The following is a 13,393-nucleotide window of genomic DNA, read 5'->3' on the forward strand; positions in this document are numbered from 1 at the left end:
GTACTATTGCTGATTCTATGATTGTTGGTGCTGCTTTTGTTCAGTAATATGGGTTTAATATGTCTGATGGTTCATCTGCTCCTGCAGCATGTAAACATAATCCTATACCCATTCCTACTATTGCTACTCCTACTACTACTGGAAGCATTGTTCCACCTGATGCAAGTACTATTGTCATACCAGCGGTTATTGCTGTTCCACCCGCCCAGTCTTCAAAGAAACTTACCATATCATCAGATATGCTTTGACTTAATTCCAATCCTTCCTGCATCATTTGAAGATTTTCCTGACCCATACGATACCCGATAGCATCAATATAATTTGTCAGATTTCTAAGAGCATTTGAAAAGGCATCTGTTCGTTCATCATGGTAACATTCCCCTTGATTGTCTAGTGTTGTTGCACCTTTGAGATACTCTGGAGTCAGAAATATTAATGTTTCATAAAAATTGTAAGTGTATGTCCATACAATTCCCGTGTCTAATTCTATGATAAACAAACATTGTAGCTCATATCCATCTGCATATGGAACTATTTTAATGGTATTGTTATCCTCATTATATATTATATTTAGTGTTGATTCATTTAATGATTTCCAGAATATTTGGAATGCACTTGTTGTTGTTTGGCCTGAAGCCTGCAATGCCATTCGTTCACATTCAGATAACATTAATGTAGACATTAATCTGAAATATAATTTATTTGATTCATTTCCATATATGTTTAAACCTAACGTTGGATCAGGTGTTGTCATATAGGTTATTCCACTACAATGTACTCCAATAAGTACTTGAGCTTCTTGTTGTCTTGAAAATTCAACATTTAGTTTATCTGCAAAAAACTTGCTTGTTTCGTCATAGAAGTATATGGTTGAAAGAGCAGTTAAATAAGTTCCGTAATATGATTTAAGTACATTAGTATTGTAATTATCTTTCAAATTCATGTACGACTTCAAAATACTTGTATTTATTACTTTATTAGTTAAAACATATGTTTGAATAGTGTTAAATGATATCTCTGAGTTATATTCTGATGTCAATATTTCTGTTTTGGACACCATGTCAGAATTATGATTTGAGATAAATCTGGTGAAAAATGTTTTATATGCATCCATATTATAGAAATACAAATCAACAAGTTTTGAACGCTGATTATTATTAAATACATAAACGCTGGTAACATTGTTATTATTAAACAGCTTACTAACACTAATAGTATTAACATCACCATAAACACGATTAATATATTTAATTGCTATATTATAACCATCCTTATATAAGAGTACCCCATATTCATTTACAGGTGTATCCGTCAATATAACAGTACTGTTTAATCTATAATTATAGAAATAATACTTACCATTATTTAGATTATCAATAAATGCTTGATTAGATGTGTATAGTTTGGTATTACCTAATGATATCCACATACTTTCAAATGAAAACTCCATTAAATAAGTATAATTCATAACAGTTTTAGACCCATTTATTGGATTGTACTCGATTGTCTTGGAGTACTTGTCATTATATTGTGTGTATATTTCTATTTTGGTATTGGTATCTGTTGTGTAGCTTCCGTAGTTGTTTAGTGTTTCTGTTGGTGCTTGTGTCTGGTTATACTTTGTTATGTTGAATTTTCCTGGCTGGTTGGATTGTATGATTATTTTCTGCTGTCCATTGCTCCAGATGTTACTTGCGTTCATGATTGTTATGGTTGGTCGCTCGTCCGGGTGCTGTACTGGTGTGTAATTGAATACCTTTGATTTGTAAAGCTGAATATCATCCTGCGTGTAGTATTTTAGTCGTGTGTTTTTGTTCAGGTATATTTTATCATTGTTTTTAGCAGTTTTTACTGTTGAACTATTATTTGGATTTGTACCATCGGTTGTATAGTATACAGTGCAGTTTAGTTTGTTGGTACTGAATTGTATTCTTTGTTTGTTGTTTTCCAGTGTTGTCAGTGGTCTTATTGCCGTTATTGGTGGTGTGATTACCTTCGGTGGCTGGTAGAATGTTACATCAGATGTGAATCCTTCATTATCCACCAATATTACTCTTACCTGTGTCTTTATGGATATCATTACCTTGGTGTTGTTAGTCCACGTGTTACTGCTAGTATTCGGTATTGACCCGTTTCTTGTATAGTAGATTGTACCTGCCTTGTTTATTTTTACCGTTATGTTCTGGTAGTTGTCACGTACATCTGTAATGTTTTTAATTGTTACCACGGGTTTAACCGCATTCATACGATAACTATAGACGTTGCTGGTTATTGAACCGTATACTGAGATAAATCGTAGGTCAGTATAGTTATTTATCTTTATGGGTGCATTATACTTGGTGCTCTTGGTGGTAGGTATGCTGCCGTCGATTGTATAGTATATGCTGGTTGTGGGCAAGGTATATGAAATGTATACCTGTTGTGCCTTATTAGTTATCGGTGTCTTGTATACAATGTACGGCGTTGAGCCTTCACTAAGCTTCATGGATAGAACTGCACCGCATTCACCGTTAGCCTTAACTGCAAAATACTTCAAAGTCTTACTCGTATCATAAACAAATGCTTTGTTGTATTTTGTACTGCTGGTTGTTGGATTAGCACCATTTAAAGTATAATAAACCGTACAGTTGTTTACGCCACTAAAAGTAGTATTATATGTGGTGGACGTGAGTTTGCTTAGAACTACCTTTACACTTAAAGCGGTGGTGGTGTTACTTACAATAGCACTGGTATCTCCACTTGCCCTGTCATTGTTGGGGTTACGTCTAGTGGAATCTCTGGATTTGTCATCTTCGACAAAATCATCCTCATCCTCATCAATAGTAGTATCGTTTAGTTCTATTATTTCAGAATTTTCAAATCCATCCTCAAAATTATTATCGGGAATAACTTCCCCATTATTCATATCTTTATCCATGTCTTGTTTAATGTTATTATTGTAATTTGCAGTTGCAGTAATGCTCATGTCATCATCATTTGATTCGTTGACATCCATAGCACATGCTACACTAATGCAAGAGAGAATAACAAATAAAAACAAGATTATCTTCTTATAGTTAATAAATATTAGCCTCCAATTATTTTTTTATCGATTAATTAATAATTAATCAGGTTATTTTGTCGTTAATCCTATAACTCAACTTAAAATTCGTTATATCAAAAATGATTAGCAACATTAAAACTTCTTTCTTAACTTATTAATAAAGATTACCTTTTTATTAAAAAAATGACTCTTTAAAAAATTGTGGGGGATGGGGTTTTTCAATAATACTTTTTTTGTTTCTTGTTTCGTTCATATATTACTTTGTTTAAGTGTATTCTTACCAGTCTTCCTTCATTTGTTTTATATTTTCTTTTATATTTCTTAGACATTTTTTTGGAGAAAAAAATTTTCGATTCTATTGCTTGTAGAGGCTATATTTGAGTCTGTTGTGTATATTTGAAGTTTCTGAATTGGTCTTGTAATCTATTTTTGATGAATGTTTTGATTTGTCCAGTATAATCGTTTAATTCTGACATTAATGTAGTTAATAGTTCAAATGATTTATTATAATCATCATTATCGAGTATTTCCTATAATTTATATTTTAAATAAGTGTATTTCTGTTTTATAGTGATTGTATCGTTGTATGATTTTGATAAGTTTTCTAAACCTCATTGAAGAAATATTTTACAATTGATTTTCCTTTGATTTCTTGTATTTTTTTCATTCGTTTTATTTTTCTTCCAATATTGATTGTTTTTAGCATGAAACATACAGTATTGGTGGTTAAATACTAATTTAGCTACTATTGTCTGTATTTATCTAAATTGGTAGTTATGCATTTGACAGTTATGTTTTAATGTATTTTCTTAGGAACGCTTCAACATTTTCGGAATTTTTATGATCATATATTTTATCGGCTATGATTTGATCTTGCTATAACTCATATAATGCAAAACGGTCACAGAATAGTACTAAAACAAAATACAAACATCAACAAAAACACACAATACTAAAAAAACATAATCTAAAATGACTAACCAACCCATATTAACTTTTTTTTACGAAAAATTAACCAATTCCCAGTTTAATACAAAACCGATATAACCTTGTTATATTAATGATGTGAAATCAACAGATTCATCAAATAATTCAGAATAATAGTCATATCATTTCAACCACATTTTCAATAGCCACTTATTATTAATATTTCAAAAGGGTCGGTCAAAAGTCAATATATACTAATCTATATGAGGAGGAAGCTGTTGATTTATTTTGAGAATTTTTTTTAGTAAGTTAGATAAGTGAATAGGTACTTTTTTGCTGAAGTTTCTTTCCATCCTCAACCTGTAGAGGTTGAAGTATTCATTTTAGGATAAATAATGAATATGACACATGTTTTAAGAAAAAAGAATTAAAGGATTCATCGGGTATGCCTATTAAGATAGGAAAAAGTAGCAATACTTTTTTGCAAAGTATACCCTCCTAAATTAATACAAACCCCTCCCCCAATTTTTTAAAGTCTCGTTGGGTCAAATCTCTCCATTTTATATTATCTTTTCATGATTATTTTTCTTGCGAGTACTTATCACACGCTCGCATTTACTTTAAATACTTTTACCTATATAATTAATATATCAATCAGCAGTTCAATATTTGGACGGAATTGAAAAATCAAATCAACGGGTCATCAATATGGAGTTTAAGATTACTGTAATTGATTCTGCTACCGCTTCCAGGGTATTAGGCAATGATACTTTAAACAGGTATCTTGTCAATAAAGGTTTTTTCAGGGCAAATGACTTCAAAAGTCTCATTGAATTAACTGTGGAAGGTTCTGTTGTATTAACTACTGAAAACAGGGGTGATGATTATCTGTTGCTTGCAGGGGTTCATGGTAATGAACTGGCTTCACAGGCTGCATTAACCAGGCTTTTGTATGAATTATATTCCGATAGGTATTCATTGAATCATACATTGCACATCATTCCATTTTTAATTCCAGTATCCACTTCTAAAAATACTCGCAATTACAATGGATTGGACATGAATAGAAATGCATTCGTCGATGGACCGACTAAGGCCGTCGTTGATTATGGGGTGAATGTCGGCATAAAGGCACTGTGCGATTGCCATTCCACAGATCCATCATTACAGCCAGGAGAAAATAGCGTTTTCTGTTCATTCAGACCACAGAAGGAAAGCTATTTTCTGGCAAAGCATATAGCTGACAGGACAAACTCAAAACTCCTGCCGATATCCAGGGCGGGTTCAGTGTTGAATGGTGCCGTTGAGGATGAGGCAAATCTTAGGGGAATACCATCAGTTACTTGTGAAGCATTGGAAGTTAACGGAAAAATATCCGACAAGTCCGTCTTAACTTCATATAATCAGGTAATGTCTTTTTTAGATTATTTTGATATTATAAAAAGATAATGTTAAATTAGGAGAATAATATTTAGTAGGTGAATCGTCATGTCAAATTATAGAACTCATGCCATTGCAGGAATAGTCATGGCTCTTCCATTTGTTCCGGATATATTTTATCTTTTCTTTGCGTTAATTGGTGCTTCAATATGTGACTTGGATCATGATAATAATAGACATAAGGTTAACTCCATGATGATTACCGGAGTAGTATTATCTGTAATATTATTCTTCTTCAATTCCAGCAGTATATCTGCATTGATTTTGGTTATATTGTCAATGATATTCTATATATCTAAACATAGGGGATTTACCCATACATTATTGGGGATTATTCTGTTACCCGCATTGTTCTTGTTTATGATTATGGGTTTTATTTCATTTTTCAACAGGATATTCTTAATTCTGAATATTCCCATACCGCACATGTTGGTGTTGTTTGTAACCATGGCCATTGCAGGATTCTTTGTAATCAGTCGTAAATATTATATATTGTATTTTATTGTTCTTGGATTGTATTTGTATGTGATTCCATTAGATTATTCAACAATCAACTGGACTATGGCACTTGTAATGTTATTTGTTGGTGCTATGAGCCATATTATCCTGGACTTATTAACGCCTGCAGGTTTAAATTTGTTTGAACCATTTTCTTCTGTTGAATGTCATAAAAAATGGGCTTTGGGTTTTGTTGTTATATGGATAATAATGGCATTATTTGTTAGTTTGCATCACGGCCTCTTTTTTACCCACCCCTAATTTTTTTACGTTTGCCTAAACCTTTTGCAAAAATATTAAATATACTTGTTTATAAATAAATAATTATACTATATACTTGAATTTTGGAAGTTTTTCTTTTTTGAGTATGGAGTTTTTATAGCTAATTACAAAAAAATATTGATTAACAAATAGATGATTTGTACATTTAAAAGAAATGTAGATCGTCTTAAAACCTTTGAACAAGGGGTTTGCTTGGTTATTAAACCAATAACTGAGAATCTTCATATAATGGAGAGGTTCTAAATTAAAACGGAGTTTAATTTATGTTTTTAAATAGAATAATCTACGGAATTGAATTTTTCGTAGTATTAGTAGTCGAAATAATTAAAGCAGTACTTGATACAAGTATGTGCTGTCTCAAGGGAGATGTAGATCCTATTGTTGTTGAGATTAAACCTGATCTTAAAAGACCAGTATCTCTTGCAATTCTATCTAATACTATCACATTAACACCTGGTACTATTACCATAGGAATGGATCAAGAAGCTGGAAGCTTAACAGTATCAGCTATCACACCTCGTGCAACAAAAGATATCATACCTCTTGAGCCAATAATAAAGAAAATGTTAGAATAAGCATAGGGTGATGAGATGGATTTTTTAACGATATCTGAATTGTTCCTCATGTTATGTTTTATTGTTTACATGTTTGCTAGTGTAAAAATAGCAACAAGAAGAACAGGCGGTTCAGCATTAGCTGGGGTAGCTGGTTTTTCAATCGCAGCTGCTGTTGTATTGACAATGGTTACTACATTAGCTGGTGTCGATTTCTGTAAAGACATAGCATTTGCATTAATAATATTAGGTCCTGTAGGTACAATTGCTGCAGCTTATGTATTAGCTGGAGGGGATTTATAATGGATTTAACAACATTCACAATGGGTGATCCTGTATCTATAATATTAGGAATAATCTTTATTATTTGTGGTATTTTCGTATTGATTACTGCAAAAGGATTGTTATCAAATACTGATGATGAATTACAATATACAGTATTTGGTAGATTAGAAATATTAGGTATTGTGGACATGGTCAGTGTATTAGTCTTAATCTTACTAGGTCAAGCAGCATTAGGAGTAGTATACTTTATATTAGCACCATTTGCAACACATGCTATTGCTAGTGGACATTTCCACGGAGAACAAGGAGAGCATTAATATGACAGGCGTAGAAATTTTGGTACAAAATTTTGTTCCATTTGTGTTATATATATTAGCAATCTTAGGAGCAATTGTTTGTTTAATGCAAAAAGACTTATTAAGAATGGCAATATTAACCAGTGTAACAGGTTTTATGTTAGCAGCTATTTATCAAGTCTTATTAGCTCCAGATGTAGCATTAACACAAGCTGTAGTAGGAGCAGCTATTGTCCCAACATTAGTGGCTCTAACAATATTGAAAACAAGAGAAGAACCTGTAATAGAAGATGATGGGCAAGGTGATGCATAATGGCAATAGAAGCAGTTCAATGTGGATCATTATTAACCGCAGCACTTTTAATGATTATAGGTTTAGTAGCATTAGTCTACTTAGATAATGTTGTAAAGAAAATTATTGGAGCAGCATTTATTGGTGATGGTGTAAACCTTTTATTAGTTTCACTAGGTTACAGAGCTAACGGAATTACATACATATTATTACCAAATATGGATGTAACAAACTTCTTAGGTCACGCATCATATCCTTTACCATTTGCATTAGTACTTACCAGTATTGTTATCGGTGCAAGTACTCTTGCTGTAATGTTAGCACTTTCAGTAGTTTTATATAAAAGACACGGTACACTCAGTGCAACCGTTCTATTAAATGATAAAAAACTTGGAGAGGATAACAATGAATAATGCTATTAATATATTCCAAGGGGGTATATTCTAATGGATGGAACAATATTTATTCCATTGATGGTTATTATACCTATGATATGTGCAATTTTAGTGAACCTTATACACGGTTCTGAGAAAATCACAAAAGTTATTGCATGGATAGCAGCTATATGTTTACCAATCATACCATTAGTTGCAACATATGGTAACCACTTCTTTGGAGCATACAAACCATTATTAGCAGGTAATGTATCTTCATTATTACCTCAAGCTTCACAAGCAATTATTTCTGGATCAATACTGGAAATTTTCCACCCTGCAATCACATATGCATTTGGTCCAGGACAACAAGTAATATTATTCGTATTAGGTTTAGTAGCAATGTGTGCAGTATTCATATCAATTGCTGAAACCAAAAAGACATCTGGTGTATATTTATTCATGTTATTCATGCTATCAGCAGCATTAATGGCATTTATATTAACAGATGATATATTCAACTTGTATGTATTCTTCGAAATTGCTGCTTTAGTACAGGTAGGTCTAATACTTGTATCAAGAGTAAAAGGCAATTACGAAACCGGTCTAAAATACATGTTACTCGGAGAAATCGGTGGATCTTTCATGCTAGCAGGTATTGCAGTACTCCTCGGTTTAACTGGTAACGTAAACATTTCTGATATAGTAATCATGATACACGCCGGTGCAGTAAACCCATATAATCCAGTGTTATTATTTGCTGCAGGTATGTTAATTTACGGTTGGTTATATGCAACAGGATTACCACCATTTAACGCTATTAAATCAGAAATTTACAGTAAAGGATTACCAAGTGGATCTATGATTTTACAGGCATTCTCAGTAATCGGTTGTATCAGCATAGGTTTAGTAATCATAAGAATATTCGGATATTTACCTACAGCTCAAATGGCAATGCTTGCAGTATCAGTAATCGCTATGATATTAGGTATCTGTATGGCTATGGTACAAGATGATTACAAACGTATCATCGCATACTTAGCAGTCGGTGAATTAGGTTATATCGGAGTAGGTCTAGGATTAGGTACTCCATACAGTATAACAGCTGGATTATTCCAGGCAGTTAACGAATTAGTAGTAACTTCATTCCTATTTATAGGATTTGGATTAGTATTATACAAAACTAAAACAAGTAAAATTAGTAAACTTGGTGGATTATTAGAATATATGCCTACAGCAGCATTATTAACTGTACTTGCTGGATTCACAATGGCAGGTGTACCTCCATTCAACGTATTCCAAAGTAAATACATGTTATGTCAAGCTGCCCTACAAGCAGGAATTCCAGAACTTGCAATAATAATGATTATATTAAGTATTGTAACATTCTTAGCATTCCTCAAAATCGCATATGCAGTATTCTTAAGACCTAAACCAGACGAATTAGAAGTATCCAGTGCAAAACTTCCTAAAACAACTATTGTTGTAATGACTGTATTCTTAATAATCTGTTTAATAATCGGTTTATTCCCAAGTCTAGTTACTAGTAAACTTGCAGTCATGGCTTTAGGTGCTTTGGCATTATAATGAGTGGGTGATAAAATGAATATGTACGAAAAACTTGTAGAAACATTAAAAAGTACATTTGGGGCAGATCCTGAGAAAACATTAGTACCAGGAGCACAGACTTCATCAATTCTATCTGCTGAATTAGTCTTAATGGCTTCATTATTAATTGCGGCATTAACCATCAGATTAGTTAGTCCTGCATTAATGATTGTAGTAGTTGTTGGATTAATGTTATTATTCATGTATGGAACACCATTAATGCCTAAATTGTACAAAGAACATTCAGATGATTTAAATAACATGATGTTTTATGCTGTGTTAACTTTAGCAATTATTGCAGTTGTATTTTATTGGGGGGTTTTATAGATGAAGGCTTCTATTAGAGATGTTGCATTAGCTTTATCTGTAGCAGCATTTGCAGCTATATTCTTAAACGCAACATTCAATTTCAGTGGTATGATTTTCCCTGGTATAAATTATATCTATCAAGGATTAGGAGTAAACATAGCACCAAACTTAGTTACAGACATAGTATTCGATTTCAGAGGATTCGATACATTAGGTGAAGCATTTATTCTTATAAGTGCAGTTGTAACTACAATGTTAGTATTTGGTAGAGGAAAAGTAAACCTTGGAGGCGACGACGATGAGTGATCTTCTTAAATTAATCGCATACCCAGTATCCTTTATTATGTTAGGTTATGGGGCTATGACAATACTCGGTGGTCACATCACTCCTGGAGGAGGTTTCCAGGGTGGAGCTATCATGGCTTCTGGAGCAATATTATGTATCCTCACATACGGTTTAAAAGATAACCCATTCAATCTTTCACACACAAGGATGTCCATTGTAGAAAGTTTTGGAGCATTAGGTTACATCTTTTTAGGTTTAGTTGGATTATTCACCGGTGGATCATTTTTATACAACGTAGGAACAAACCTCTCAGGTTTAGTACCTGGAAGTTTAGCTACAATATTTAACTATCCTGATGCATTACATGCTGGTATAGTACCTTACTTGAATATTGTAGTAGGTATGAAGGTATTCATAGGTTTAACTACATTAGTAGTTTTATTCTACGGTGTAACTAAATTACAAAAAGATTACATTGATGATGAGGAAATAGATTAGGGGGAGTTTTATGGTTTTAGAATCAGCAGCACCAAATTTATTTGGTATATTATACCTTGGACCAACATTATTTGGTTTAATTATGGGTTTTATAGTGGGAGCTATTATGCATAAAACACCAACTAATGGAATTAAATTGAATACATCTTCTTGGATTGCAATAATAATTGGAGCAATTATCGTTGCATGGTGGTTAGGAACCTTCCCATACTATGCAGGACTTCAATTCGGTCCAGGATTTGTAGCTTCAATAATAGGTGCAATAATCGGAAGAACACTTTTAGGAACTAAAAGTAACGCTTAAGTGGGGTAATAGAGAATGTTTTTATCAAATCCAGGTAAATGTAAAGGCTCAGGTGATTGTGTAGATGCTTGCCCTACTGATGCTATAAGAGTAGAAGACGGTAAAGCAAAAAGTTGTATTACCTGTGGAAAATGTGAACGAGTATGTCCAAATAGAGCCATATTTAAAAATAAATTTGGCGGTTATGTAGTAGACAGAACAAAATGTAATTTATGTGGTATGTGTCAGAAAGTATGTCCTGTTGACATGATCCGTGTGAAAGATGGAAAAATCATGGGATTATGTTCAAACTGTGGCGTATGTGTACCAGCTTGTCAAGAAGGAGCAAGAATGGCACCACCATCAAAACCTGTTCCAATGGAAAAAGAACAAGTAAACAGATTCAGTGTAACCACAGACCATGAAAACTGTATTGAATGTGGAAGATGTGCATACTTCTGTCCAACAAATTCAATCAAATTCTCATACATAGAACCGGGTGCATGTACCAAGTGTGACTTATGTAGAGATGTATGTCCTAGAGACGCAATCGGACCAATTGAAGAAGGCGGACAATATCAAATCGATACAGCAAAATGTGCAGTATGTTACAAATGTTTAATCGAATGTCCAAACGATGCAATTGTAGCAGAACACGGAGTACTTGAAATCCAACATCCAGAATATGATGTTGAAAACGATACTAAAATGATTTCATGTCTAAATTGTAAAGTATGTGTAGATGCATGTCCAACAGACGGATTAAAAATTGAAGGTAAATCAATAAGATTTGATCCTGATTACTGCTTACTCTGTAACGGTGATGACGATGCATGTGCAGCAGACTTTGATCATGCACCATGTGTAAGTGCATGTCCTCAAGGAATTTTAGAGTTTGTACCAGATTCCAAAATTACACTTGAAGGATATTGTGTATCCTGTGGTGGATGTATAGCACAATGTAAATATGATGCACGTAAATTTGCTAACACAGTATGGAATGGAGAAATCAAACCACAATGTATCAAATGTGGTATCTGTGTAGAAGTATGTCCTAAAGGAGCTTTATCCATTGCAGATGGAGAAGTAAAAGTTAACTTTGATGAATGTGTACTTTGTGAAAAATGTGCTATTCACTGTCCAGTAAATGCTATACCTAAAACATCACCACTTAAAATGAAAATAACCAATGGTTATTCAATGATAAACAATAACCTTTGTGTTGGATGTGGAAAATGTGTTGATGCATGTGTATTCAAAGCTATCTCTTCAGATGAAGACGGTAATTTAGTAATCGATAACAACAGATGTATTTACTGTGGAGCTTGTAGAACTGCATGTCCAGCAAGGGCTATTAAAATACAAAGAGATTTCGAGGCAACAATATGAGTATAGGAAAAGTTTTTGTCAACGGGATATATGTAAACCTTAAAAGGTTAATCTTTGGTAGTGATTGTGTAACTGATTTACAACTACGTCAAGATGCTTTAAATGGTAATATACAACCTTCACCTAAAGTTGCTCAACTCGAATGTATTGGTTGTGGTGGTTGTGCTAATGTATGCCCTACTAGGGCAATTACAATGAAACCAATAGAACCAGTTGAAATAGCTGAAGGTATTATCAAAAACGCAATACCAGAAATTGATGAAATTAGTTGTGTACACTGTTATCATTGTCATGACTTCTGTCCGGTATTTGGTTTATTTGGAGTAGCAGCTACTATACATCCTAACGATGTTGGAACAAAATGTCAAAAAGATGTAACTAGTATGTTAGTTGATCCAGCTGAAGTATCAGACCAACAAATCAGGATGATTGCACAATACTTAACCGATGATTCAATTATCCAGAAAAATAAAGAATTGAAAGAACAAGCACAAAAAGAAGCAGAAGCTAACGAAGAAGTTGCAGATGCATCTGAAGTAGCTGAAGATAAAGAATAAGAGGGATAGAAATGGGAATTAAATCACACTCACGTCAAAAGGCTATACATCTCATGCTTGTATATACAGGCGGATGTAATGGTTGCGATATTGAAATAGTTAACACTGTTCTATCTCCTAAATTCGATATAGAACAATATAATGTATTCCTAACATGGAATCCTAGAGAAGCAGATATATTAGTAGTATCCGGTCCTGTAACTCATTGGACAAAAGAGCCATTAATAAAAATCTACGAATCAATACCAAATCCTAAATTGGTTGTTGCAGTAGGTGCATGTGCTTTAACCGGTGGAGTATACAAAAATATTCATGGAGAAATTCCATCAGAAGAAATTGCAGGTCCAGTAGATAACGTTATTCCAGTAGATGCAAAAATCCCTGGATGTGCTGTAAGACCTGAAGATGTAGTTGCAGGTGTAGTAGGTGCAGTAACAGCAAATCTGCTTGATGTTGTAGATAATAAATAAGG

General features: G+C 33.3%; 16 protein-coding genes. 15 read left to right on the forward strand and 1 reads right to left on the reverse strand.

The features are described from left to right. Positions 1 to 40 precede the first annotated feature (40 nt). On the reverse strand, positions 41 to 2,995 hold the full coding sequence (locus AW729_RS08305) for a chitobiase/beta-hexosaminidase C-terminal domain-containing protein (RefSeq protein WP_112124672.1): 2,955 nt from the start codon (positions 2,993 to 2,995) through the stop codon (positions 41 to 43). Between the two features lie 1,683 nt (positions 2,996 to 4,678). On the opposite strand from AW729_RS08305, the gene AW729_RS08310 reads away from it, so the two are divergent. The 15 genes from AW729_RS08310 to AW729_RS08380 all read left to right on the forward strand — a co-directional run bounded on the left by AW729_RS08310 (position 4,679) and on the right by AW729_RS08380 (position 13,391). Beyond that, positions 4,679 to 5,419, forward strand: a complete 741-nt coding sequence (locus tag AW729_RS08310; protein ID WP_112124673.1) for a succinylglutamate desuccinylase/aspartoacylase family protein — start codon at positions 4,679 to 4,681, stop codon at positions 5,417 to 5,419. A gap of 39 nt (positions 5,420 to 5,458) precedes the next feature. Next, complete coding sequence (locus AW729_RS08315) at positions 5,459 to 6,169, forward strand: metal-dependent hydrolase (protein ID WP_112124674.1); 711 nt, start codon at positions 5,459 to 5,461, stop codon at positions 6,167 to 6,169. A gap of 284 nt (positions 6,170 to 6,453) precedes the next feature. Continuing rightward, entirely contained in the window at positions 6,454 to 6,765 is a 312-nt protein-coding gene (locus AW729_RS08320) for a Na+/H+ antiporter subunit E (RefSeq protein ID WP_112124675.1), read from the forward strand. Between the two features lie 15 nt (positions 6,766 to 6,780). Then, positions 6,781 to 7,047 carry a hypothetical protein gene (locus AW729_RS08325; RefSeq protein ID WP_112124676.1) on the forward strand — a complete coding sequence of 89 codons (267 nt, stop codon included), beginning with the start codon at positions 6,781 to 6,783 and terminating at the stop codon, positions 7,045 to 7,047. An 80-nt stretch (positions 7,048 to 7,127) separates the two neighbouring features. Beyond that, on the forward strand, positions 7,128 to 7,346 hold the full coding sequence (locus tag AW729_RS08330; RefSeq protein WP_162685870.1) for a cation:proton antiporter: 219 nt from the start codon (positions 7,128 to 7,130) through the stop codon (positions 7,344 to 7,346). Position 7,347: 1 nt separating this feature from the next. Then, a complete protein-coding gene (locus AW729_RS08335; protein ID WP_112124678.1) occupies positions 7,348 to 7,638 on the forward strand; it encodes a DUF4040 domain-containing protein in 291 nt (96 codons plus the stop codon). A 5-nt stretch (positions 7,639 to 7,643) separates the two neighbouring features. Then, positions 7,644 to 8,030, forward strand: coding sequence for a cation:proton antiporter subunit C (locus tag AW729_RS08340; protein WP_204355216.1), 387 nt, complete (start codon positions 7,644 to 7,646; stop codon positions 8,028 to 8,030). Positions 8,031 to 8,063: 33 nt separating this feature from the next. Then, positions 8,064 to 9,578: an energy conserving hydrogenase EhbF gene (gene ehbF, locus AW729_RS08345; RefSeq protein WP_112124680.1), complete on the forward strand. Its 1,515-nt coding sequence runs from the start codon at positions 8,064 to 8,066 to the stop codon at positions 9,576 to 9,578. A 15-nt stretch (positions 9,579 to 9,593) separates the two neighbouring features. Next, a complete protein-coding gene (locus AW729_RS08350) occupies positions 9,594 to 9,926 on the forward strand; it encodes an energy-converting hydrogenase B subunit G, EhbG (RefSeq protein ID WP_112124681.1) in 333 nt (110 codons plus the stop codon). Further along, positions 9,927 to 10,214, forward strand: a complete 288-nt coding sequence (locus AW729_RS08355; RefSeq protein WP_112124682.1) for an EhbH — start codon at positions 9,927 to 9,929, stop codon at positions 10,212 to 10,214. Continuing rightward, positions 10,207 to 10,692 (forward strand): MnhB domain-containing protein, encoded by a 486-nt coding sequence (locus AW729_RS08360; RefSeq protein ID WP_112124683.1) that lies wholly within the window; start codon positions 10,207 to 10,209, stop codon positions 10,690 to 10,692. Before AW729_RS08355 ends, AW729_RS08360 begins: the two co-directional genes overlap by 8 nt. A 10-nt stretch (positions 10,693 to 10,702) precedes the next feature. Further along, a complete protein-coding gene (locus AW729_RS08365) occupies positions 10,703 to 10,996 on the forward strand; it encodes an energy-converting hydrogenase B subunit J (protein ID WP_112124684.1) in 294 nt (97 codons plus the stop codon). Positions 10,997 to 11,011: 15 nt separating this feature from the next. After that, complete coding sequence (locus tag AW729_RS08370; RefSeq protein WP_112124685.1) at positions 11,012 to 12,364, forward strand: 4Fe-4S binding protein; 1,353 nt, start codon at positions 11,012 to 11,014, stop codon at positions 12,362 to 12,364. Continuing rightward, entirely contained in the window at positions 12,361 to 12,921 is a 561-nt protein-coding gene (locus AW729_RS08375; protein WP_112124686.1) for a 4Fe-4S dicluster domain-containing protein, read from the forward strand. The genes AW729_RS08370 and AW729_RS08375 overlap by 4 nt, the downstream gene beginning before the upstream one ends. Before the next feature lie 11 nt (positions 12,922 to 12,932). Next, the gene (locus AW729_RS08380) at positions 12,933 to 13,391 is read left to right on the forward strand and encodes an NADH-quinone oxidoreductase subunit B family protein (protein WP_112124687.1); all 459 of its coding nucleotides are present in this window, start codon (positions 12,933 to 12,935) and stop codon (positions 13,389 to 13,391) included. Positions 13,392 to 13,393: the final 2 nt, after the last annotated feature.

The organism is Methanosphaera sp. BMS (assembly GCF_003268005.1).
In the GTDB taxonomy this organism is placed as follows: Archaea; Methanobacteriota; Methanobacteria; order Methanobacteriales; family Methanobacteriaceae; genus Methanosphaera.

Coding starts and splice junctions, on each gene's coding strand:
- AW729_RS08305 (WP_112124672.1), bottom strand. CDS start 2,995: ATGGATGTCAACGAATCAAATGATGATGACATGAGCATTACTGCAACT.
- AW729_RS08310 (WP_112124673.1), top strand. CDS start 4,679: ATGGAGTTTAAGATTACTGTAATTGATTCTGCTACCGCTTCCAGGGTA.
- AW729_RS08315 (WP_112124674.1), top strand. CDS start 5,459: ATGTCAAATTATAGAACTCATGCCATTGCAGGAATAGTCATGGCTCTT.
- AW729_RS08320 (WP_112124675.1), top strand. CDS start 6,454: ATGTTTTTAAATAGAATAATCTACGGAATTGAATTTTTCGTAGTATTA.
- AW729_RS08325 (WP_112124676.1), top strand. CDS start 6,781: ATGGATTTTTTAACGATATCTGAATTGTTCCTCATGTTATGTTTTATT.
- AW729_RS08335 (WP_112124678.1), top strand. CDS start 7,348: ATGACAGGCGTAGAAATTTTGGTACAAAATTTTGTTCCATTTGTGTTA.
- ehbF (WP_112124680.1), top strand. CDS start 8,064: ATGGATGGAACAATATTTATTCCATTGATGGTTATTATACCTATGATA.
- AW729_RS08350 (WP_112124681.1), top strand. CDS start 9,594: ATGAATATGTACGAAAAACTTGTAGAAACATTAAAAAGTACATTTGGG.
- AW729_RS08355 (WP_112124682.1), top strand. CDS start 9,927: ATGAAGGCTTCTATTAGAGATGTTGCATTAGCTTTATCTGTAGCAGCA.
- AW729_RS08360 (WP_112124683.1), top strand. CDS start 10,207: ATGAGTGATCTTCTTAAATTAATCGCATACCCAGTATCCTTTATTATG.
- AW729_RS08365 (WP_112124684.1), top strand. CDS start 10,703: ATGGTTTTAGAATCAGCAGCACCAAATTTATTTGGTATATTATACCTT.
- AW729_RS08370 (WP_112124685.1), top strand. CDS start 11,012: ATGTTTTTATCAAATCCAGGTAAATGTAAAGGCTCAGGTGATTGTGTA.
- AW729_RS08375 (WP_112124686.1), top strand. CDS start 12,361: ATGAGTATAGGAAAAGTTTTTGTCAACGGGATATATGTAAACCTTAAA.
- AW729_RS08380 (WP_112124687.1), top strand. CDS start 12,933: ATGGGAATTAAATCACACTCACGTCAAAAGGCTATACATCTCATGCTT.